This is a genomic window from Pantoea sp. SGAir0418 (assembly GCF_043529865.1).
On record NZ_CP027911.1, the window covers coordinates 1,655,937 to 1,678,190 of the forward strand.

General features: G+C 55.0%; 21 protein-coding genes and 1 tRNA gene. 17 read left to right on the forward strand and 5 right to left on the reverse strand.

Features of this window, described 5'->3' with window-relative positions; translation table 11 throughout:
* Nucleotides 1-196 precede the first annotated feature (196 nt).
* From C1N84_RS07485 to ybiX, 15 genes are all read left to right on the forward strand, one after another.
* On the forward strand, nucleotides 197-2,047 hold the full coding sequence (locus C1N84_RS07485; RefSeq protein WP_264443010.1) for a glycosyltransferase family 25 protein: 1,851 nt from the start codon (nucleotides 197-199) through the stop codon (nucleotides 2,045-2,047).
* A complete protein-coding gene (locus C1N84_RS07490; protein ID WP_264443013.1) occupies nucleotides 2,037-2,816 on the forward strand; it encodes an NTP transferase domain-containing protein in 780 nt (259 codons plus the stop codon). The genes C1N84_RS07485 and C1N84_RS07490 overlap by 11 nt, the downstream gene beginning before the upstream one ends.
* A complete protein-coding gene (locus C1N84_RS07495) occupies nucleotides 2,813-3,202 on the forward strand; it encodes a ParB N-terminal domain-containing protein (RefSeq protein WP_058757367.1) in 390 nt (129 codons plus the stop codon). The genes C1N84_RS07490 and C1N84_RS07495 overlap by 4 nt, the downstream gene beginning before the upstream one ends.
* Nucleotides 3,195-3,866, forward strand: coding sequence for an NTP transferase domain-containing protein (locus C1N84_RS07500; protein WP_021509830.1), 672 nt, complete (start codon nucleotides 3,195-3,197; stop codon nucleotides 3,864-3,866). The genes C1N84_RS07495 and C1N84_RS07500 overlap by 8 nt, the downstream gene beginning before the upstream one ends.
* The gene (locus C1N84_RS07505; RefSeq protein ID WP_136546311.1) at nucleotides 3,866-5,095 is read left to right on the forward strand and encodes a DUF711 family protein; all 1,230 of its coding nucleotides are present in this window, start codon (nucleotides 3,866-3,868) and stop codon (nucleotides 5,093-5,095) included. Before C1N84_RS07500 ends, C1N84_RS07505 begins: the two co-directional genes overlap by 1 nt.
* Complete coding sequence (locus C1N84_RS07510) at nucleotides 5,052-5,816, forward strand: class I SAM-dependent methyltransferase (RefSeq protein ID WP_081035995.1); 765 nt, start codon at nucleotides 5,052-5,054, stop codon at nucleotides 5,814-5,816. The genes C1N84_RS07505 and C1N84_RS07510 overlap by 44 nt, the downstream gene beginning before the upstream one ends.
* Nucleotides 5,809-6,555: an aspartate/glutamate racemase family protein gene (locus tag C1N84_RS07515; protein WP_264239954.1), complete on the forward strand. Its 747-nt coding sequence runs from the start codon at nucleotides 5,809-5,811 to the stop codon at nucleotides 6,553-6,555. The genes C1N84_RS07510 and C1N84_RS07515 overlap by 8 nt, the downstream gene beginning before the upstream one ends.
* Before the next feature lie 236 nt (nucleotides 6,556-6,791).
* Nucleotides 6,792-7,244, forward strand: a complete 453-nt coding sequence (locus C1N84_RS07520) for a DUF6130 family protein (RefSeq protein ID WP_159377232.1) — start codon at nucleotides 6,792-6,794, stop codon at nucleotides 7,242-7,244.
* Between the two features lie 17 nt (nucleotides 7,245-7,261).
* Entirely contained in the window at nucleotides 7,262-8,257 is a 996-nt protein-coding gene (locus C1N84_RS07525; protein ID WP_136546305.1) for an alpha/beta fold hydrolase, read from the forward strand.
* 73 nt (nucleotides 8,258-8,330) lie between these two features.
* Entirely contained in the window at nucleotides 8,331-9,071 is a 741-nt protein-coding gene (locus C1N84_RS07530; RefSeq protein ID WP_021509836.1) for a response regulator, read from the forward strand.
* Nucleotides 9,068-10,378 carry a sensor histidine kinase gene (locus C1N84_RS07535; RefSeq protein WP_264443025.1) on the forward strand — a complete coding sequence of 437 codons (1,311 nt, stop codon included), beginning with the start codon at nucleotides 9,068-9,070 and terminating at the stop codon, nucleotides 10,376-10,378. The genes C1N84_RS07530 and C1N84_RS07535 overlap by 4 nt, the downstream gene beginning before the upstream one ends.
* A gap of 136 nt (nucleotides 10,379-10,514) precedes the next feature.
* Nucleotides 10,515-11,705 carry a cytochrome c biogenesis protein/redoxin gene (locus C1N84_RS07540; protein ID WP_264443028.1) on the forward strand — a complete coding sequence of 397 codons (1,191 nt, stop codon included), beginning with the start codon at nucleotides 10,515-10,517 and terminating at the stop codon, nucleotides 11,703-11,705.
* A gap of 288 nt (nucleotides 11,706-11,993) precedes the next feature.
* Nucleotides 11,994-12,161 carry a hypothetical protein gene (locus C1N84_RS07545; RefSeq protein WP_021313248.1) on the forward strand — a complete coding sequence of 56 codons (168 nt, stop codon included), beginning with the start codon at nucleotides 11,994-11,996 and terminating at the stop codon, nucleotides 12,159-12,161.
* A gap of 348 nt (nucleotides 12,162-12,509) precedes the next feature.
* On the forward strand, nucleotides 12,510-14,795 hold the full coding sequence (locus tag C1N84_RS07550; RefSeq protein ID WP_264443033.1) for a catecholate siderophore receptor Fiu: 2,286 nt from the start codon (nucleotides 12,510-12,512) through the stop codon (nucleotides 14,793-14,795).
* A 51-nt stretch (nucleotides 14,796-14,846) separates the two neighbouring features.
* Nucleotides 14,847-15,524, forward strand: a complete 678-nt coding sequence (ybiX, locus tag C1N84_RS07555) for a PKHD-type hydroxylase YbiX (protein WP_058771146.1) — start codon at nucleotides 14,847-14,849, stop codon at nucleotides 15,522-15,524.
* A 57-nt stretch (nucleotides 15,525-15,581) separates the two neighbouring features.
* Here ybiX and C1N84_RS07560 read toward each other — a convergent pair.
* The 3 genes from C1N84_RS07560 to C1N84_RS07570 all read right to left on the reverse strand — a co-directional run bounded on the left by C1N84_RS07560 (nucleotide 15,582) and on the right by C1N84_RS07570 (nucleotide 17,456).
* Nucleotides 15,582-15,657, reverse strand: a tRNA-Asn gene (locus tag C1N84_RS07560).
* 103 nt (nucleotides 15,658-15,760) lie between these two features.
* Nucleotides 15,761-16,537 (reverse strand): DgsA anti-repressor MtfA, encoded by a 777-nt coding sequence (gene mtfA / locus C1N84_RS07565; RefSeq protein WP_264443040.1) that lies wholly within the window; start codon nucleotides 16,535-16,537, stop codon nucleotides 15,761-15,763.
* Between the two features lie 238 nt (nucleotides 16,538-16,775).
* Nucleotides 16,776-17,456, reverse strand: coding sequence for an ASCH domain-containing protein (locus tag C1N84_RS07570; RefSeq protein WP_058771148.1), 681 nt, complete (start codon nucleotides 17,454-17,456; stop codon nucleotides 16,776-16,778).
* A 580-nt stretch (nucleotides 17,457-18,036) separates the two neighbouring features.
* Here C1N84_RS07570 and C1N84_RS07575 point away from each other — a divergent pair.
* Both C1N84_RS07575 and C1N84_RS07580 read left to right on the forward strand, forming a co-directional pair.
* On the forward strand, nucleotides 18,037-18,741 hold the full coding sequence (locus C1N84_RS07575; RefSeq protein WP_262265004.1) for a phosphohydrolase: 705 nt from the start codon (nucleotides 18,037-18,039) through the stop codon (nucleotides 18,739-18,741).
* A gap of 70 nt (nucleotides 18,742-18,811) precedes the next feature.
* On the forward strand, nucleotides 18,812-19,057 hold the full coding sequence (locus tag C1N84_RS07580; protein ID WP_104093175.1) for a hypothetical protein: 246 nt from the start codon (nucleotides 18,812-18,814) through the stop codon (nucleotides 19,055-19,057).
* A 40-nt stretch (nucleotides 19,058-19,097) separates the two neighbouring features.
* Here C1N84_RS07580 and C1N84_RS07585 read toward each other — a convergent pair whose 3' ends face one another.
* Both C1N84_RS07585 and dcm read right to left on the reverse strand, forming a co-directional pair.
* Nucleotides 19,098-20,693 carry a methyl-accepting chemotaxis protein gene (locus C1N84_RS07585; protein WP_264239945.1) on the reverse strand — a complete coding sequence of 532 codons (1,596 nt, stop codon included), beginning with the start codon at nucleotides 20,691-20,693 and terminating at the stop codon, nucleotides 19,098-19,100.
* Nucleotides 20,694-20,843: 150 nt separating this feature from the next.
* The gene (dcm, locus tag C1N84_RS07590) at nucleotides 20,844-22,241 is read right to left on the reverse strand and encodes a DNA (cytosine-5-)-methyltransferase (protein WP_394541826.1); all 1,398 of its coding nucleotides are present in this window, start codon (nucleotides 22,239-22,241) and stop codon (nucleotides 20,844-20,846) included.
* Nucleotides 22,242-22,254 lie beyond the last annotated feature (13 nt).

Consider the following 22,254-nt stretch of genomic DNA (forward strand, 5'->3'; position numbering starts at 1 on the left):
CAAGCCGCACGGCTATTTTCGGACTGACCGCTGCCTTTCCGCTGGCAACCTAACTCAGCGCTTTCGTGAATTCGAACGTGATGCGACAACTGTGCGCCTTGCCAGTAAACCTAAAAAATTTTTTTAATATCCTTAAGAATTGTCTTTATTGCGCCGTCCTGAAAATGAGAGCTTTCTTAGTGCGATGGGTGTAGAGATGATGGCAGTCAACTGGCAGACGATAGATAAGGTTGTATACATCAACCTGAACAAACGCAAGGATCGCAGGGTGCGTATCGCTCGTCAATTAAAAGCAATTGGCGTACCACGTGAAAAGATTGTCCGTTTTGAGGCTATTGAAGAAGCGCCAGGCTATATCGGCTGTATTAAATCACATATTCTCGTGCTGCAAATGGCTCAGCAAAACGGCTGGAAAAATGTATTGATTCTGGAAGACGATATGGTTTTCCATGATGATATTCAGACCAAACAGCGAATTGATCTATTTCTCTCCTCTTTACAGCAGATAAACTGGCATGTCGCGCTGCTCGCTGCCCACTATGATAACGTCGTGCCGTTAAAAAGTGTGGATTTTATGGTTAAGCCGCAATATGCATGGTGCGCTTGCGCTTACATTGTGAACGGTGATTACTACTCCACTCTCATTGATAATTATGCAGAAAGCTTGCAGGGGTTACTGGCGGGTGGCGTTCCTCAGTGCTGGGCTTTAGATGTACGCTGGAATAGTTTGATAAAACGTGACCGCTGGTTGGGTATCTTTCCCAATGCGGGCTATCAGGCCGCTGATAAAAGTGATATCGAAAACCAACCTGTTGATTATCGAGCGCATTTCGCTAAAAAATTAGAAGAAATAGTGTGGCCAGCCTATCAACCTGGCGAAGAAAAGATAAAAGTGGATATCTTTTTCCAGTGGGCCCCCGGCTGGACTAACTTTGAGTCGGTATATCGCGCTATGCAGGCCAAACCGCATTTTGATTGCCAGATTATCCTTGCGCCCTATTTCAGTCGGGGCGCAAAAGCACCGGATTACACTGCACAGCGTGATTTATTAAATGATAAGGGTATCCGGTATACCGAGTATCACGAGTATGAGATTACGGCGCGTAAGCCGCATGTGGTTTTTTTACAAAATCCTTATGATGATGCACGTCCCAATGAACTGCAAAGTTTGACGCTTAATCGACGCAATATTTCTATCGCCTATATTCCTTATGGGTTAGATATGGGTGATGGCGAGAGAAACCGTGTTTATCAGTACAATCTTCCCTGTCAAAATGTTGCCAGGTGGGTATTCGTTCGCTCTCAGCGGCATAAAGATGAGTTTGCTAAATATTGCGGAAATGGCAATCAACACGTCTATGTTAGCGGACATCCAAAGCTTGATAACTATCCATCACGCTTTGGCGCCCAGGCGGATGGCAAAGTTAATAAAGACAAGCCAACGCTATTATGGGCACCGCATTTCGTCATGCCTGATGATGAAAAGATGTGGTCTACATTTAATTTATATACACAGGCAATGCTCGATATCATCAAACGTGATGACGTTAATTTGATTATTCGGCCACATCCGCTTTTTAAACAATTTCTGGATATTCGTATAGAGCGCGGAACACACAGCGAAACTGCTCACAACTGGCAAATGCTGCGCGAATACTCTCATCTCAAATCACATGTGGAGTGGGATTTTTCTGCAGATTATCGCTACGCCTTTTCACAATCAGATGCGCTGATGGCAGATGCAGGATCGTTTTTGCTGGAGTATTTACCTTCGCGTAAGCCAATCCTTTTCCTGACTCATAAAAACTGCCTCGGTATTAACAGTAGCGCTGAATTTATTTATGACGCTTATGACGTTGCGAATGAATCCGCAGATATTAAAACTTTCGTTGATAATCTTGTTTCAGGCAAGGATCCCATGCGTGATAAGCGACTGCAGGTTTTACGTGATGAACTTCATATGCCAGAGCAGGGCGCAGGCAGTGAGATTGTAAAAATCATTGAAAAAACCCTTATGCCCGCTGGAGTTCATCACAATGTCTTCTAAACGCGCCGCAATATTACTGGTTGCTGGTCAGGGAACGAGAATGGGGCATCTGACCCTGAATTATCCTAAATGCTTGCTGCCGGTCGGTGAAATCACCGTGCTGGATACGTTGCTGACTGAGCTGTTAAAATGCGGCGAGCGTGAAATTGTACTGGTTACCGGTCATCAGTCATCAGTTGTAGAACGCTGGATTAAAGATAATTATGCTGATGCTAATATTAAGTTAGCGCACAATGATAATTATAAAAATGATGTCAACATATTATCCGTTGAAAAAGGTGTCAGCGCGCTTAATCATCCTGAATATGGCTATACAATTATCGAAACGGATGTTCTGCTGGATCCACGTGTATGGCCGCGGTTAATGCAAGCTGAAATGGGCAGTGACAGTTTTTGGCTCACCCATGGTTATTACAACGCTTGCCTTACTGGCGGTATTGTCGAAGCCAGTAAAGCTGAACCTGCTATAAAGAAAATTGCCTATGTGCCCGATTACGACTCCGCATTTGATGGCTGGATGAAAATGGTCGGCTTGCTAAGTGTCTCTCCGGAACAGGTGGAAAACGATCGACGCCTGCGGCAGACGTTTTTACAGACAAGCACTCAGCAATATTACATGGCACCCTGGATTGTACACCGCTCTTGCTTACCCTGCCGTGCTGTAGATATTACGGATTTGTTTGCAAGATCTTTCAACGAAGAAGTCGATTACCGGCAGGCGGTTGCGGATTATCATTTATTATTAGAAAATTTTGAGGCACTAAAATGAATGTAGAGTTTTTTGAACCACAAAAATTGCGTCATATTGAAAAATTCAGTTCACGTCGCGTTGAATGGTTGCGTAATAAAATTATTCAGGAAGGCGTATGGGTAAAACCTCTGGCGCTTGATCTACACCATAATCTGGTACTGGACGGCCAGCACCGTATGGAAGTCGCGCTCAGTCTGGGACTAAAAAGAGTGCCGGTCGTACGATTTGATTACGCCTCGGTGCCATTAAGATCGTTGCGCGAAAATCATCAATTTGACTGGCAGGAAGTGGCGAGGCGTGCATTAATTAATGACATCTACCCTTATAAAACGGTAAAGCATGATTTCGTTGTACCCATGCCGGTATGTCAATTTTCGCTGCAGGAGTTAGGCTATCATGGTTGAAAATGCCATCATTCTGGCCGCCGGCAGAAGCCTGCAACTGGATGGTAAAAATAAAGTTTTAATTCGCCATCCCAAAACGCGGAAAACGATTCTCGACTATGCTATTGATGCCTTTCATGGGAAAAGAATTACCGTAGTGATTGGCTTTGGTGCGTTACAGATTATGGAGTCCTACCCTGATCTGAATTACGTTATCAATGACAACTGGGCAACGACTAATAATGCAATGAGTCTGGGATTGGCCCTGAATCAGATTAATAGCCCCACGTATGTTGTCTCGGGAGATATGTTTTTTTCTCCTCAGCTTATCCATGAAATGGATCACGCTGAGGGAAATCTCGTTTTGACTCACCAGCGGCATAATCGCATGCTGACCTCCATTCATTGTGACGTTAATCGCCGGGGCATCGTGGAGGAGACGTATCTGGGACCGATACGCGCCGCAGAGCACCCTGAGGCTATGGGTCTGTTTAAAGTCAGTGATATGGCACTCCTGAGTCAGTGGCATAAGCAATGCCTGCGGTATGGTAATTTGTATGCCGCCCAAACGTTACCGTGTCAGAAAACGACAGCACTCTACGCTCACGACCTGGGGGAGCATGCATTTAATGAAATTAATACGCTGGCAGATTACTGGCGTCTGATGCAGGAGGATCACGGTTAATGATACGAGCTATTACGCTGGGCTTGCCTTACTCCGCTATTTCCGACGGGCATTCTGAGTCACGTTTACATCACTTTCGCACGTTAGTGATTGATAAACTCCAGTCTCGTCGTTGGCCACTGCGAACCTTACGTTTAACTCTGCCACCATTGAATGATCGTGATGAAGATGAGATTTATACCCTGCCAGCACGAATAAATTCAATCAATGCGTTGGCTGAAAGACTTGATATTCGTTGGTTTTGCTTACCGCTGGACTTAACGCATGGCGATAATTACCGCGGACGGTTAGATGCCGCGTTTGCTTTACTCTTCAGGCAACCGCGTATGTTTCTGAATCTGATGGTAGCCGATGAGCAGGGTATAAATATTCGAGCCAGCCATGACGTTGCCCGTTTCATGTTGCAGGTAGCACATCGCAGTAATAATGGCTTTGATAATTTCCGCCTCGGTGCCTCATTGCGTTGTCCGCCAAATGCCCCGTTTTTTCCGTTTTCCCGGCATGAAGGTGAGACACTGAAGTTTAGTTTTGCCCTCGAAACTACCGATATTGCTTTGGAATTGAGTGAGCAGGTACGGGAAGGCAACATGCTGCTGGCGGACTTTGCTGACCAGTTTATTCTTCGACTCTGCGCACGCTTACGCGAAATTGATGCATTCGGTCATGAGCTGGCGTCTGATTCTGGGCTTGAGTATGCCGGTCTGGATGCCTCGCTGGCGCCTTTTCCGGATGGCAGTATTTCTGTTGGCAGGTTAGTTGAAAATCTTGGTGCGCGTCCTGGTGGCGTTCAGGGATCACTCTTTATAACCAGTATTCTGACGAATGCGATTAAAAGCGCAGTCGCAATCAGTGGTGCTCGCGCAACGGGTTTTAATGGCGTCATGTTCTCAGTACTGGAAGATGATGCCCTGGCGAGTACCAATAATCGTCGTGCATTAAGCATTGATACGCTTAATGCATGGTCAACTGTTTGTGGTTGTGGATTAGATATGCTCCCGGTGCCAGGTTCGACACTGCCTGAAGATATTGCCGCGATTATTCTTGATACGGCTGCACTCGCGGTGCGGTTAACGAAACCGCTCGGTGTACGTTTATTACCTATTCCTGGCGGAGAGGTAAATGAATTTACACGCTTTAATTATGACTTCCTCTGCAATAGCCGCATTATGAATATCGCGAAAAGTGATGTCGATTTTTCTGCTGATAATGAACGCTGGACGTATCGCTAAAATCAGGCTTAATGAAATGTTAGATGCAAAAAAAGTGAAGGATTTTTGGGATCGCCGAGCGGATAATTACAATAAGTTATCGTTTGAAAGTTTAGCAAATCTGGAAAACGATCCAAAATTTCTCGATATTAAAATTCGCACAGAGATGCAAAAAGTTTTTGCCTGGTTGCCTGACCTGACAGGGAAAACGGTACTTGATCTCGGCGCCGGGGTCGGGCAGTGGGCTTTTCGCTTTCAGCATGAGGGCGCAAAAAAAATCACCGCTGTAGAGTTTTCAGCTGCAATGATTGAAGTGGGTAAGCTTGAAGCCAGCAAACGCAATATTAATAATGTCGATTTCATTCTTTCATCTGCTGAGAATTATTGTAGCTCAGAGCAGTACGATGTCATTTTTATATCTGGCCTGATGATCTACCTTAATGATGAGCAAACTGAAAAATTGTTAGGTAATTTGCGTGCTTACAGTAAACCAGAAAGCACTATATTATTGCGTGATGGTACGGGGGTCGGTGAAAGATTCGAAATCAATAACCGCTACTCTGCGAATCTGCAAGCAGAGTATTCGGCTACATATCGAACTGCTGAGCAATACGAAGCTATATTTGCGCGGCATGGTTTCAGCTTAACCAGGAGTGAAAATATGTTCCCTGAAGGTCATATGCTTAATAAGTATCCTGAAACCCGATTACGCCTTTATCACTTTGAGCAAAAAAATGGTTAATATCTCACCTCTCTATGACGATGTTAGCTGGCCGGCAGATGAAGGTGTTTTAGGCGTCGTAGGCGTAGCCCCCTGGGCAACACTGGATTTTTGCCAGCAGCTGTATGGCCTGGTTCAGGCAGATAAAGAGTGGCAATATCCGCGACTTATTATTGATAATAATAGTAAAATTCCCAGCCGCGGGCGTCATTTGCAACTGGGTGAACGTGATCCTTCTCCCTGGATTCACGCAACTATCACAGAACTCGCTGCTGCGGGTGCGACGGTTGCCGTTGTGCCTTGTAATACCGCTCACCTCCTTTGGTCGCGCTGGAGCAAGGACGCAGCTATTCCGGTTATTAATATTATTGATGCCACACTTGAGCATATTGCGCCTCAGGGCAAGCGGGTCGTTGTGCTCGGTTCTCAAATGTTGTACCAGAGCAGGCTGTATCAGGATGCGCTTACGCAACAGCACGCCGAGATCGTCAATGTCGCTGCATCCACCCAACAGCTAGTGACACGCTGCATTAACGAGATAAAAGCGACAAAAAGCGTGTCTGAACTCTCAATGCGGCAGTTAGCGGACGCCGTAAGTAGCTGGAAGCAACAGGGCGCTACGCACATTATTCTGGCTTGCACAGAGTTGAGTTTGTTAAAACACAGCGCGATCTGGCAGGAAATGACGTTAATTGATTCGAGTGAAGCTCTCGCGCGTGCCGCTTTGCGCGCCATATCATTTCGCCGCCTGCGTGATTAAGGCGGACGAATTATTTCCACGACGAAGGGCCACTTATCTCATTAATTTTCCCGCCCCCGGGCCTGTGAAAATCCTGCTTTGATTTTCCCCCGGGCGGGGTAAACACCAATTTGTATCACACTGTATCTCCCGCCACACAGCACACACGCCGTTGCATAACCCGCCAGTCTGTACATATCCGCTATACATCGCCGTGGTCTTCTGTACGCATCAACCGAATGCATGGAGATACCACGATGTTAACCCGACTGTTTATTTCAACGTTACTGATGGGCGCCTCTGCGACCTGTGCCTGGGCGGAGCGACTGAGCGCTGCTGACGTGCTCGGCCCGGCAGCCGTGGCGCCACTGGATCATCCCCAGCCGCCTGCGCGATTAATTGTCGATGCGCCGCTGGCCGGACCGCTGCGCAAGGGCGCGGTGTTTATCCAGTACCGGGCAGAAAACCTGCGCATCGAGCCAGTGTTTGGCCAGGAAGCGCTGAAAATCACGCCGCGCATCGGCCACATTCACGTCATCGTGGATGACAACCCGTGGCACTGGGCGGACACCAGCGGTGAGCCGGTGATTCTGGTCGGTCTGCCTGTCGGGCCGCACAAGGTCACCATTATTCTTGCCGATCCTACGCATAAACCGATCGACAGCAAAACCATCACCTTTAACGTGCCCGTACAGATTGCACCGCACTGATGACCCGGAGATAAATTATGAAAACACTGTTACGTCAGACTCTGTTGGCAACGCTGGTTCTCACGGCGGCAGGCACCGCGTTTGCCGCCACCCCGGCCTCACACGATTACGCTGCTGACTTCAGCCACGTGCAGCAGATCAACGCGGGCGTGCTGAACACAGGCTATGTGGACATCGGTCCGCGTGACGGCCAGGCGGTGATTTTGCTGCACGGCTGGCCGTACGATATCCAGAGCTATGCTCAGGTGGCACCGGCGCTGGCGGCAAAAGGGTATCGGGTGATCGTGCCGTATCTGCGCGGCTTCGGCAGCACGCGTTTCCTGTCGGATAAAACGCCGCGTAACGGCCAGCCTTCGGCAATCGCAGCGGACGTCGTGGCGCTGATGGATGCGCTCAATATCAAACAGGCCGTGCTGGGCGGCTTTGACTGGGGCGCACGCACGGCGGACATCGTCGCGGCCCTATGGCCTGAACGGGTAAAATCGCTGGTGTCGGTCAGCGGCTATCTGATCAGTAGCCAGCAGCTGGGTAAAAAACCGCTGCCGCCACAGGCGGAACAGCAGTGGTGGTATCAGTTCTATTTCGCCACTGAGCGCGGTCAGCAGGGGTATGCTGCCCATACACACGACTTTGCGAAACTGATCTGGCAGCAGGCATCGCCCGGCTGGAAATTCAGCGATGCCACCTTTAACCAGAGCGCCAAAGCGCTGGATAATCCGGATCAGGTGGCGATCACTATCAGCAACTACCGCTGGCGCCTGGGCCTGGAAAAAGGTGAGCAAAAATATGCCGCTTATGAGAAAACATTAGCCACGTTACCGACAATTCGCGTCCCCACCATCACCATCGAAGGGGATAATAACGGGGCGCCGCACCCGGCACCGGAGACGTACCGCACCAGGTTCAGCGCCAGGTACCAGCATCGCACCTTCACGGGCAATATCGGACACAATCCGCCAGCGGAAGCACCGCAGGCGTTTGTGCAAGCCGTTGAGGATGCGGCCGCACTGTAGCGGAGTAATTCACGACCCGGACCGGCCATCGCGTGCCGGTCTTTTTTGCATAAGCGGCTGACAGGAGGCTGTTTTGGAGCACGTTGATCACATTCTGGTGGTGGATGATGACCGGGATATCCGCGAACTGATAACCGACTATCTGATTAAGTCCGGTTACCGCGCCACCGGTGCGGCCAATGGCCGCGAGATGCGCGCCGTGCTGAGCAGCAGCCTGGTGGATCTGGTGGTGCTGGATATCATGATGCCGGGTGACGATGGCCTGACGCTGTGCCGTCAGCTGCGCAGCGATCCCCGGCAGAACCTGCCGGTACTGATGCTTACTGCCCGCAGCGAAGAGACCGATCGCATTCTCGGGCTGGAGATGGGGGCAGATGATTACCTGATCAAACCCTTTGTGGCGCGTGAGCTGCTGGCGCGCATCAAAGCGATCCTGCGCCGTACCCGGGCGCTGCCGCCGAATTTACATATTACCGGGGCCGGCCGCATCATTGCTTTTGGCGAGTGGCAGCTGGACACCTCCGCGCGCCATCTGCTGGACAGCGACGGCGTGATTGTGGCGCTGAGTGGCGCAGAGTACCGCCTGCTGCGCGTGTTTCTCGACCATCCGCAGCGCGTGCTGAATCGCGATCAGCTGCTCAACCTGACGCAGGGCCGCGACGCGGAGCTGTTTGAGCGCTCGATCGATCTGCTGGTTAGCCGGCTGCGCCAGCGGTTACGCGAAGATGCCCGTGAACCGGCCTACATCAAAACGGTACGCAGCGAAGGTTACGTACTGGCGAGCACGGTGGTGATCAAAGAGGCGCATCAATGAGGCTATGGCCGCGATCGCTGCTGTCACGCCTGCTGATTATCGTGTTGGGCGGGCTGCTGCTGGCAAATACTCTCACGCTGGCAAGCCTGCTGATTGAGCGCATGAGCAGCGCTAAAAGCGTGATGCTGGGCAACCTGGAGTACGATGTGGCGACCAGCGTGGCAATCCTCGATCGTCTGCCGGCGGACGAGCGTCCGGGCTGGCTGGCGAAGCTGGCGCGCGGCAACTATCGCTACAGTCTGTCGCCGGGCGAAGCGGGGCCGTATCCCTCCAGCTGGCGCACGCGCGACGCGGTACGCTCACTGCAGGAGGCGCTTGGCGGGCGCTATCAGACGAGCATTCATGCGATTCCGGGGCCGCGGGAGCATATTCAGGTGCATCTGACGCTGCATGACGGCGCGCCGCTCACGCTCGATCTCTGGCCGCGCATGCCGGCGATTGCGCGCTGGCTGCCGCTGGTACTAATGGGTCAGCTGCTGCTGCTGCTGTGCTGCGCATGGCTGGCGGTGCGGCAGGTAGTGCGACCGTTTGTGCGCTTTACCCAGGCGGTGGATGCGCTCAAACCGGCCGCCAGCCACGCACAGCTGATGGCAGAGAACGGCCCGGATGAAGTGCAGCAGGCGGCGCGTGCGTTTAACGCGATGCAGCTGCGGATTCAGGATCACCTCAAAGCGCGTGCGCAAATCCTCGCGGCCATCTCCCACGATCTGCAAACCCCGATCACGCGCATGAAGCTGCGGGTGGAGATGGCGGAGCAGCCTGAGCTGCGCGACAAACTGCTGAGCGATCTCGATAACATGAGCCGTCTGGTGCGCGAGGGCATCGCCTATGCACGCTCATCGGAAGTGCTGGAGGAGAAGCGCCAGAGCGTCAGCCTCAACGCGCTGCTGGATAGCGTAGTCTGTGACTATCAGGATGTCGGTAAAGCGGTGAACTTTGTGCCGTGCACAGGTCATGACACCTTCGCCATGCGGCCGCAGGCACTCCGGCGCATCATGACCAACCTGATAGATAATGCGCTCAAGTTTGGCGGCGAAGCGGAGGTTGAACTCTGTTCACCCCAGGGTGACAGCGTGGAGATTCGGGTGCGTGATAACGGGCCCGGCATCCCGGAGGAGGCGTTACAGGCGGTGCTGGAGCCCTTCTACCGCGTGGAGAGTTCGCGCAATCGCCACACCGGCGGGACCGGGCTCGGCCTGGCGATCGCCACCCAGCTGGTGAGCCAGATGGCGGGTAGCCTGCAGTTGCGTAACCGGGCAGCTGGCGGGCTGGAAGCGTGCATCATCCTGCAGCAGCAGGATATGTAACCTGATGTATCTGCCTGCCCGCTACACACATAACCCGACAAAACGGCGTTTCCCCGACACAGCCTGAACACATGCGGTGGATGTAATAGACGTACTGCCGGACGCGCAGACGTTTATCCACCGTATGAGGTTCTTTATGACACTGCTTATCGCTTTTCTTGCCGGGATGCTGACGCTGCTCAGCCCCTGTACCTTACCGATTATTCCTTTTGTATTTGCCAGCGTACGCGGCCGTCGCGGACAGCTGCTGGCGCTGCTGAGCGGCATGGTCCTGATGTTCACGCTGGTGGCGCTGCTGGTATCGCTTACCAGCCACTGGGTCAGTCAGTTCACCAGCATTGGTCGCGACCTGGCGCTGCTGTTCCTGGCGATAGCCGCACTGACGTTAATCTCGACGCGCTTCGCCCAACGCGTCACCCGGCCGTTTGTCGCGCTGGGTAACCGCCTCAACGATGCCAGCCAGCGGCGAAGCGGGGTGCTCGCCGCGCTGCTGGCGGGCCTGGCAACCGGTCTGCTGTGGTCGCCCTGTGCCGGACCGGTGCTGGGCGCGATCCTCAGCCTGGCCGTCGTGGGCGATCATCCCCTGTCGGTTGGCGTGTTGCTGCTGGCGTATGGCAGCGGTGCCGCGCTGATGCTGGCGCTGCTCTATTTCGCCGGACGATCGCTGGTGGCGCGACTGCGTCCGGGGCTGGCGATGAGTGCGCGGCTGCGTCAGGCGGCGGGCGTGCTGATGCTCGCCTCGGTGGGCGTGATTGTTACCGGCTCACAGAGCCAGCTGCAGGCAGCGCCCGCTTTTGCCCTGAAGCTGGAGCAGCAGCTGAGCCAGTGGCTGACCACGCCGGCACCCAAAGTATGCCTGGAGCCGGTTAGCCTGCCGCAAACCAGCAGCGCCTTGCCGTCGCTGGAGGGGGGCACAGCGTGGCTGAACGGGGCACCGGTGACGCCTGCCACGTTAAAGGGCAAAGTGGTACTGGTCGATTTCTGGACCTGGGATTGCATTAATTGCCAGCATACGCTGCCATACGTGCGCGACTGGGCCAGTAAGTATCAACGTGACGGGCTGGTCGTTGTGGGTGTGCACACGCCGGAGTACCCGTGGGAGCGCGATGAAAAGGCGCTGAAGCGCGCGATTACGCGCTGGCAGCTGCCCTACACCGTAGTGGCGGATAACAATTACAGCATCTGGAACCGTTTTGGTAATCAGTACTGGCCCGCGCACTACATCTTTGATGCACACGGACAGCTGCGCTACACCGCGTTTGGTGAAGGCAACTATGAAGAGCAGGAGAGGGTGATTCAGCAGTTGCTGAAAGAGGCGCGTGCATGACAGCTCAGGCGGCCCGCCCGGGCCGCCACTGCTTCTCATTTAGGTTGTGGTTCGCGGGGGATGACGTTGAAAGCCGGGGGTTTCACAGGGACTATCAGGTAAACAGCGTGCGGCATTGCCGGGGACCTCCCAGCCCGTAAGGTCACCCTGCAGAGTGACCGTCATGGCGCAGCCACCCTTATCACCCCGATATGCAAAATGCAGTAATCCTACGCATAACTTGTCGTTTGGTTCCGCGTCCAGGCTGGGGTTTACTGTCAGCGTTAACCTTTTTTGGAGAAGCTGACAATGAAGAAGATCCTGCAGCAGTGGCTGGCGCGTCTGGCAGCCAGCAAAGCCGCCACCCCTGACGGGCGCGAATTCGACCCCGGTGAGCATATCGATCTGCTGATCCCGATCAGCCAGCTGTACGGCGTGGAGTTTCATCCTTCCGTGTATCGCTACTATGAACGATAACCGCCGCCACCAGCGCATGCGCTATTGCTACTGGAATGAACTGTGCACGCCAGACTAAAAACCCGCTCACGCCGAGCGGTTTTTTTTATGCTGTTTGCCCGCCTGATGAAAAAATTGCCGTAACGTCCCGCCGGTTTGTTCAATTGTATTGATTTCGTAATTTTAACGTAAAGAAAAGTATTCCCAAGCGGCAGTGTGCGTGTAAGAATATAAAGGTAAATGATAACCATTGGCGTTATCATTTAGGTGTTGTCTGGGAAAACCGTGTTGATTCAGTGCGATGCCTGAATGGCAGGTGCGGTTAAGACAATGAGTGCGTTAATAACGATAAGAAACTCACCTTTTAACATGGATAAAAATCGCCAGCTGCCGTTTGGTAGCTTCAATTCGCTGACCTTGTTCACCGGGTTTTGTATTGGTATTTCGCCGGCTGCGGCGCTGGGGGCCGATAACTCCGGCAAAAAATCTGATGATACGCTGGTGGTTGAAGCGCGCACGCCTTCGCTGTACGCGCCAAATGCCTCGGCCGATCCCAAATTTACCCGTCCACTGGTGGATACCACCCGCACCATGACGGTGATTCCGGATCAGGTTATTAAAGATCAGGGCGTCACAAATCTGACCGACGCGCTGAAAAACGTGCCGGGCGTCGGGGCGTTTTATGCCGGGGAAAACGGCAGCTCAACCACCGGCGATGCGGTGTACATGCGCGGAGTCGATACCTCCAACAGCATTTACGTGGATGGCATTCGCGACATCGCCAGCGTCACGCGTGACACCTTCAACACGCAGCAGGTGGAAGTGATCAAAGGGCCTTCCGGCACCGACTATGGTCGCAGCGCGCCATCCGGCTCGATCAATATGATCAGCAAACAACCGCGGCTGGATACCGGGCTTGACGCGTCAGTCAGCGCCGGCAGCGCGTGGATGCGCCGCGGCACGCTCGATTACAACCAGGCAATCAACGACAATGCGGCGTTTCGCCTTAACCTGATGGGTGAGAAAACCCATGATGCGGCGCGTGACAACATCCAGAACGAGCGTTATGGCGTCGCGCCTTCGCTGGCGCTGGGGCTGGACACCGCAACGCGGCTGTACGTCAACTATTTGCACGTCCACCAGAACAACACACCGGACGGCGGTATTCCGACCGTTGGTCTGCCAGGCTATTCGGCACCGTCTGCCGCCTATGCTGCGCTGAACAATTCCGGCAAGGTCGCCACCAGCAACTACTACGGCACCGATTCTGATTTCGACAAGTCGACCACCGACAGTGCCACGCTGCGCTTTGAACACGATTTGAGCGATAACACCACGCTGCGCAACACCACGCGCTGGTCGCGGGTGAAGCAGGAGTATCTGCTGACGGCGGTGATGGGGGGAGCCAGTAACATTACTGCACCCAACCCGAACGATGTGGGCAGCTGGCGCTGGTCGCGCCTGGCAAACACCAAAGATATCAGCAACCGTATTCTCACCAACCAGACCAATATCACCTCGAAATTTGCCACCGGTTCCGTCGGGCATGATGTGAGTGCGGGCGTAGAGTTCACGCGTGAAAACCAGACCACCTATGGCGTCAACGCGCTGACCCCACCTGCGGTGAATATCTACCATCCCATCAGCAGCATTTCGATTGGCGGTCTGGACCGCAACGGTGCGAACGCTAACGGGCAGACTGACACGTTTGGCATCTATGCATTTGATACGCTGGCGATTACCTCTGACTTTGAGCTGAACGGCGGCATTCGTCTCGACAACTATCACACCGAGTACGACAGCGCGACGGCCTGTGGCGGCACCGGACGCGGCGCGCTGGCTTGTCCGGCGGGCGTGGCGCGTAATACGCCGGTGACCACGGTGGACACGGCGAAATCCGGCAATCTGGTGAACTGGAAAGCGGGGGCGCTCTATCGTCTGACCGAACAGGGCAACCTGTATGTGAATTACGCCATTTCCCAGCAGCCGCCGGGTGGCAGCAGCTTCGCGCTGGCGGCGGGTGGCAGCGGCAACAGCGCCAACCGTACTGATTTTAAACCGCAGAAGGCCAAATCCAGCGAAGTGGGCACCAAGTGGCAGGTGCTGGACAAGCGACTGCTGCTGAACGCCGCGCTGTTCCGCACCGACATCGAAAATGAGGTCGATGCCAATGATGACGGCACTTACTCGCAAACCGGCAAGAAGCGCGTGGAAGGCTATGAACTCTCAGCAACCGGCAACATAACGCCGGACTGGGAAATCATTGCCGGTTACACCATGCAGCACGCGTCGGTGCGTGAAGGTGCCAGCGTGGCGCAGGATGGCTCATCTGCGCTGGCCTATACGCCGAAGCACGCCTTTACGCTGTGGACCAACTATCAGGCCACTGATGCGTTGTCGGTGGGCGCGGGCGCACGTTACGTTGGCAGCCTGCGTCGCGGCAGCGATGGGGCCGTGGGCACGCCGGATCACACCGAAGGCTACTGGGTGGCTGACGCGAAGCTCGGGTATAAGGTCAACAATAACCTCGACCTGCAGCTCAACGTGTATAACCTGTTTGATACCAACTATGTGGCATCGATCAACAAGAGTGGCTACCGCTATCATCCGGGCGAGCCGCGTACCTTCCTGTTGACGGCTAACGTGCATTTCTGATGGTCAACCGTGGGGCGTTCACGCTCCACGCTTAATGGCGAGAACTCCGCGATGATGTATCACATTCCTGCCGTGCTTAACGCTGAACAGCTGGCGCACTTTACCGCCCAGCTGCAGCAGGCTGACTGGGTTGACGGACGGGCGACGGTCGGCAGCCAGGGCGCGACCGTAAAAAATAACCAGCAGATTGACACCGGCACGCCACTCTATGATCGGCTGCAGGCTGCAGTGCTTCAGGCACTGAATAGCCATCCGCTCTTCTTTGCCGCCGCGCTGCCGCGCACGCTTTCTGCGCCGCTGTTCAACCGTTATCAGCAGGGGGAAACCTACGGTTTTCACGTGGACGGTGCGGTACGCCACAATGGCGCGGCCGGCTGGATGCGTACCGATCTCTCCGCCACGCTATTTCTGTGTGAACCCGACAGCTACGAGGGCGGGGAACTGGTGATCGAGGATACTTACGGTCAGCACCGCGTAAAACTGCCGGCGGGCGACCTGGTGCTTTATCCCTCCAGCAGCCTGCACTGCGTCACGCCAGTCACGCGCGGCGCGCGGGTCGCCTCGTTTTTATGGATTCAGTCGATGGTGCGCGATGATAAGCAGCGCGCGATGCTGTTTGAACTGGACCGCAACATTCAGAGCCTGAAAGCGCGCCACGGTGACAGCGAAGAACTGCTGTCGCTGCTGAATATGTACCACAACCTGCTGCGCGGCTGGACGGAAGTTTAGCCGTCACGCAATAACAAAAAGCCCGCTCAGGTTTCCCTGAGCGGGCTTCTTTAAATCTGGCTCCTCTGACTGGACTCGAACCAGTGACATACGGATTAACAGTCCGCCGTTCTACCGACTGAACTACAGAGGAATCGTTGGAACGAGGCGAATATTAATGGCAGCCCCTGTGGGTGTCAACCGCTAAAAACACATTTGTATTCAACTGGCTAGCAAAGCGACAAAGCGATCGTGATTTAAGCAGATTCCGGTGCCTGCTGCGCCAGACGCGCCAGCGGATCCTGATGGTAAAACTGCTGCAGGTGGCGATACATGGTCGGAAAACGGCTGGCGAGCAGGTCGGGGGCGCTGAAAAAGTACTCCGACAGCACGGCAAAACATTCCGCCGGATCGCTGGCGGCATAGGGATCGAGGGTCGCGGCCTGTTCACCCACCAGCTCCACTTCCGCTTCAATCTCGGCCATCGCCTGCAGTAAATCTTTCTCCCAGCTGGCCACATCGCGCAGCGCGATGGCCGGGATGCCGCTGGTGTAACCGCTGCCGCGCGCGTCGAGCTTGTGCGCCACTTCGTGGATCACCAGGTTGTAACCAGAGAGATCGTACGAGTCCTGGATGTCCAGCGCGTTCAGCACCACCGGTCCCTGCGTCCAGCTCTGGCCGGCATGCACGGCCGGCGCGTGGTGCACCAGGCCGCTGTCGTCCTCCCAGCGATCGTCAACGCTGAACGGCTCCGGGTAGATCAGCACTTCGTGGAAGCCGTCGAGCCATTCCAGACCCAGCTTCAATACCGGCAGGCAAAACAGCAACGACAGGCGAGCCAGCCGCAGCTCGCTGAGTTCCAGCCCCTGTAGCGGAGTGATTTTTTTCTGCAGCAGGAAGCGTTGCGCCAGCGCTACCAGCGCCTGCTGTTCGTCGCTGTTCAGCAGAGAAAAGATCGGCTGCCCCAGCGCCTGTTGCCAGGGCAGGGCAGTCACGGCAGCATCTTTTTGTGCACGCCACGGCCATTTGATCATTGCGTCACTCACTCTGCAGGGCGGAAATCATATCCTGACGCGGCAGACGATAAATTGCCAGCGTGGAATCAAAGCCGCTTATTCAACCTGTTAGCGGCGGATTTGTCTGTGACAGGGATTGCAAACTGGCGAGGTGGGAAAGGGGGCGCGCTGTGCCGCCGGCGAGGGGGCAAGGGCTGGTGATTCACTGAATCGCGCAAAAGACGACGCCCTCTTCCGTGCGGAAGAGGGCAAACGCTTAGCCTTCACGCTCCACACGCTGGAATGCGATGACCCAAACCCAGGGATTTACCTCCCAGCTGGTGGCGCCGTACTGCTTCTGCCAGGCCTTGCGGTAAGCTTCTTTCGGCGATTCGGAATTCATGTTCATCGTGAAGAAATTATTGAGGAAGTGCGAATCGGTCTGCACGCCTTCCGCCATGATGTCGTCTTCGCTGATGTCCTGAATTTTCTCCGCGCGTACCGCCGTAATTTCCAGATCGATGCGGCTGGCCCAGCGTGGCATATGGATGGCGGTCTGCCAGCCAAACTGCTCGGCGACCTGCTGATTTTCTTCCTGTTGTCCAAGTTCATGGCTGTCGGCGCGATACTGGCAAAATGCCGGATTGCGGAACGGCAGCGGATCGCGCTCGTATTCCGCCAGCTGCGCCTCAGGCACAATCGGACCCCGCCAGGTTTCACGTACCCACAGGCGATCGCCGACCTGGCCAAACGGGCACTGGGCGCCAATGTCCGCCATCGACATCAGCTTATAGCCATGCAGATGATTAGCGCTGACATCAAACGCGTGCACGCCTTCATGATGATCCTGTCCCGGGCCAAACGCCTGAGTTTTCATAATGCGCCGGGTCTGAGTTTGCTGGCCAACCAGCAGGGCGCGCACCCGCTGTTCGGAAAAAAGAATCGGCCGTTCTTTCATTATGTACCTCGTGTTGTATCACGTACCCGGAGAACTTCGACGAAACATCCGTATCCTCGGATGAGAGCATTAGCATAATGGGTTTGAATCAATTTGCTTAATAATTTGTCGCCTTATTATCGGGCAATAACTGCCGCTTCCGGTATTAAAAATGGCTCATAAGCAAACAGTGTGCTGACGAAGGCTTCGGGTACAGGTGAGAGCCGTAAATTTCCCCTATACAGTACGTTATAACGGTCGCAATGGGAATCTTTTCAGATTATGTCGCTATGCAAAGGGGCGTTTTAATGCTGGGGTTGCGACAGGCTAAACTGGACCTTTGGCGATGCTGAAAATTCACCCAGCGGGAAATGCATCACCGAAATTAAACAGAGTGGCTTAACTAAAACAGGTTAAGGAAATACTGAAAACCGTATCGCGGCTGGGCAAGCGGCTTTAACAGCGCTATAACATGATCGGGATCGCATTTTTTTGCGCGGGACATCCGGGAAGGGTGTAAAGAAAGTGTCATCACCGGGCCGCTATGATGAGACGCAAGCCGTACCCGGTGCGAAATAATAGCAATAACAGGAGAAGCACGATGTCACTGACCCATTGGCAACACCGTTACGAAAGCTGGCTGCAGCTGAACTGGCTGCACGATGATAAAGCCCATGATATCGCGCACCTGCGCCGCGTCTGGATGAGCGCGGCCCGCATTATGCAAAACACCAATGCCGATCCGCTGGTGGTGCTGACCGCCTGCTATTTCCACGATGTAGTGAACCTGCCGAAAAACCATCCGGAACGCCATCTGGCTTCGACTTACGCGGCTGAAGAGACGCGCCGCATTCTGCAACAGGATTTTCCGGACTTCCCTTCAGCGCTGCTGGACAGCGTGACGCATGCGGTGCAGGCCCACAGTTTCAGTGCCCGCATTACGCCAAAAACGTTAGAAGCGAAGATCGTTCAGGACGCCGATCGTCTCGAATCATTAGGCGCGATTGGCCTTGCGCGCGTTTTCTATACCGCAGGTGCGCTGGGACGGCCGTTGTTCGATAGCGACGATCCGCTGGGTAAAGACCGTGAACTGGATGACGTAAAGTGGACGCTGGATCATTTCCAGAAGAAACTGCTGAGCCTGCCGCAGACCATGCAGACGGAAACCGGCCGTCTGCTGGCGGAACACAACGCCGATTTTCTCGTCCGCTATATGGCGAAGCTGTGCGCCGAACTGCAGGGCAATCTGACCGATATTGATGAGTCCGTATTACGCGATTTCAGTCCCATACCGGCACAATATTAAATTTTTATGACAGTCTGTTAACTTTCATCTGCTTCCGCTACGTTGTTGTAAATCAAGAGGGAGTGTGAAGATGACCGAGACCGTTAACTTAACCATTAAAATTGACCCGGCGCTGAAAGAGCACATTAAACAGTTAGCCGCTGATAACCAAATCTCCATGAGTCAGGAGATCGTTAACCGCCTGCAGGCCAGTTTAGATACCGTTGAGCCACCGGTCGTCGACAGTCTGCATACCGAAGAGGCGGGCGATCAACTGAGCGCCGCCGAGCTGAAGCAGGTGCGTGCACTGCTGAAGAAAAGTAAGAAAAAGAAATAACACCAAAACCCGTCGCTGACGGGTTTTTTCTTTCTGCACCTTAGCTAACGCGGAACTGCTGCGCGCGCTGCGTCAGTCGCGCTGAAAGTTCACTCAGCTGCGCCGCTGCCTGCACCTGCTGATCAGTCAGGGCTTCGTTTTGCTGGAGCTGAAGACTCATTTCCACCACTTCCCGGGCAATTTTGCTCACGCGATGGCTCTGCGCCGTACTGTTATCCTGCAGTTCATTCAGCTGGCTGACCACGCCGGATACCGCCTGGCCAATCCGCGCAAACAGCACTTCCAGCGCCTGCACCTTCGCAAAGCCATCCTGCACGTGCTGCTGCGTGTGCTGGATTAAACCGTCGATCTGCCGCGTGGAAGCGCCGCTCTGCTGCGACAGCAATCCCATCTCTTTGGCGACGACCGAAAAACTGCGCCCGTAAGCGCCAGCATGCGCAGATTCTATCGCCGCATTAAGCGACAGCAGACGCGTCTGCATCGACAGGCTGTCCAGCATGCCGACGATGCCAGCGATATCGCCGGCGGCCGCAACGATCTGCTGCATCTGGTGATCCATATTGTCGACTTCATGGGCGCAGTGACGCATCAGCGCATCCGCGGACTGCGCGTCGTGCGTCGCCTGTTGCGAGAAGTGTGCACCTTTTTCCACCTCTTCTGACACGCGATGCAGCCGCTGCGACAGATGATGGAAGCTGGCATTTTGCGCCTGATGCTGCTGCATCACCTGCTGATTATGCTGCTGCATCTCATCAGCGCCGGCCGCCACCCGGGTTGCTACCGTCGTGATGTCGCTGACGATCTGCTGCAAACCCTGACGCATGGTATCGATGGACAGGAGCAGCTGGCGCGTTTCCAGCGACTGACGACGCGTCGGTGCCGGGCTGGCGACCAGATCGCCCTTCGCGATTTGTGCCAGCTGGGCGTTGGCGTGACGCAGCGGCAGCAACACGCCGCGCATCAGCAGCGCGGCGGCCAGCAGCAGCAGCGCCATTAATAACGCGGCAATCGCCAGCGCCAGATTGCGGCTCTGCTTGAGCGTGCTGAGCGAATGCTGGTTGACGCTGCCGAGCTGCTGATTGGCCTGTTCAATTTCGCTAAACCAGGCATCGTTGAACTGCTGCTGGAAAGCCTGCATCGGCACCATAAAAAATGCGTTGATATCATTGGCTGCCAGCCCTTTCAGCTGCTCCTGCAGCCCGCCGGCCAGTAGCACGAAGCCCTGTGCCAGCGGGCTATCGCTTTTCGCCTGATAGGCAGCAAACAGCTGCTGCGCCTGCTGCAATGAGGTAGTGGCTGCCGCCGCCAGGCTTTTCCAGCTGTCGACCGAACCGCTCTGCTGGTCCTGCATCAGATAAATACCGGCACGATGGCTGTTGTCGCTGGCGGTGAGTAGCTCAATGCGTGCTTTATCCAGCAGGGCCAGCCGTTCGCGCAGCTGGCTGGCCTGCTGCAATGAGTGTTGCGTCTGATTCACGTGCTGGTTGAGCAACAGCACCCCGGCAAACTGCAGCAGACAAAACAGCACAATAAACAGCATGAACTGGCTGCGCAGGCTGGAGAGCCAGACGGGCAGACGCAGGGTAAAACGAGGTCGCAGCCGCAGCGGCAGGGAGATTACAGACAGGAGAGACATCAAACAGCTCCGCAAAAAATAAAACGCAGTATTGGTTTGATGCGTGACAGTCCGGTGACAGTGCGCGCGATGTGCGGCAAAACAGCACATCGCGCGTTACTAAAGCAAATTGCGGGGCGGAAAACCGGGGCGTGAAGCGCGGCTGCGTTTTCAGCGGCGCTGACGCGCGTACTGCTCAATCAGCGGCAGCAGCAGTTTCGCTACGGCGGCGAACACCGGTACCACCACCGAGTTACCAAACTGTTTGTAGGCTTGTGTGTCGGAGACCGGAATGCGGAAGCGCGCTTCGCCCGGCGCTTCAAAGCCCATCAGGCGGGCACATTCACGCGGCGTCAGGCGGCGCGGGCGGCGCGCCATGTTCGCGGCCTGCTGAAAATCCTGCACGCCCAGCGCGTGATCCCAGCCGCGATCGATCAGGATTTCCGACCCGTCTTTATAGTAGCGTGCTGACAGCGTGCGCACGCAGCAGTGCGGATTGCGCGGATCGTTGAGGCCAAAGCCAAAACCGTTGCCTTTGGCTTTATGCTTCTTCGCATACTGGTAGAGATAGTGCCACAGCGTGGGCGACAGGGTATATTTTGCCGCCGGCTGCGGCTCCAGCAGGCTGTGCAGCGGCGGAACTTCAGGCGGATAGAGCGCCGCCAGCGCGCGCAGCGAAAAACCCTCGCTCAGGCCGGTATCGCGCCGGATCCCCACCAGCACGATGCGCTCGCGGTGCTGTGGCAGGAAGTGACGCGCATCGACCACTTTGGCATCCGGCGATGAGTCGTCAGCCGCGTCAGCGACGTCGTAACCCAGCTCATCCAGCGTGGCCATAATAATGGCAAAGGTGCGGCCTTTATCATGGCTCTTGAGGTTCTTCACATTCTCCAGCACGAAAAACGGCGGTTTTTTGGCGGCGAGGATGCGCGCCACATCAAAAAACAGCGTGCCCTGGGCTTCACATTCAAAACCGTGGGCGCGACCCAGCGCATTCTTCTTGCTGACGCCGGCCAGCGAAAAGGGCTGACAGGGAAAGCCGGCCAGCAGCACCTGATGGTCGGCAATCGTCTTATCGATATGCTGATAAATCGCCTGCTCATCCGGCAAACCGGCCGGCTGGGTAATCAGCCGGATATCACTGTTGAACTGATGCCGGGCGGGATCGCTGTAGTGATTGGCTTTATAGGTGCGCACCGCTTCTTTATTCCACTCGCTGGTGAATACGCACTGGCCACCAATCTGCTCAAAGCCGCGGCGAATACCCCCGATGCCGGCAAACAGGTCGATAAACTGAAAGCGGGGATTGTCATAATGCGCCGGTCGCGACGGCAGCAGCGCCTGCAGACGGGCGACCTCCGCCGCTGACAGCGCGGGCGCGGCACTTTTTCCCGCGCGAATACGGTTAAGCTGCGTGATACTCCAGTCGCGGCCGCCGGCCTCGCTCAGGATGACCACCAGATCGCGGGCCGCGTAGATATCCAGTACCTGCAGCAGTAACGCGGTGGCGTCATCATCAGCGGAGTGCGGGGAGGGCGAAGCCGTCGCGGCGGGATCGAGTGCAAGCATGCGTTTTTCCTTA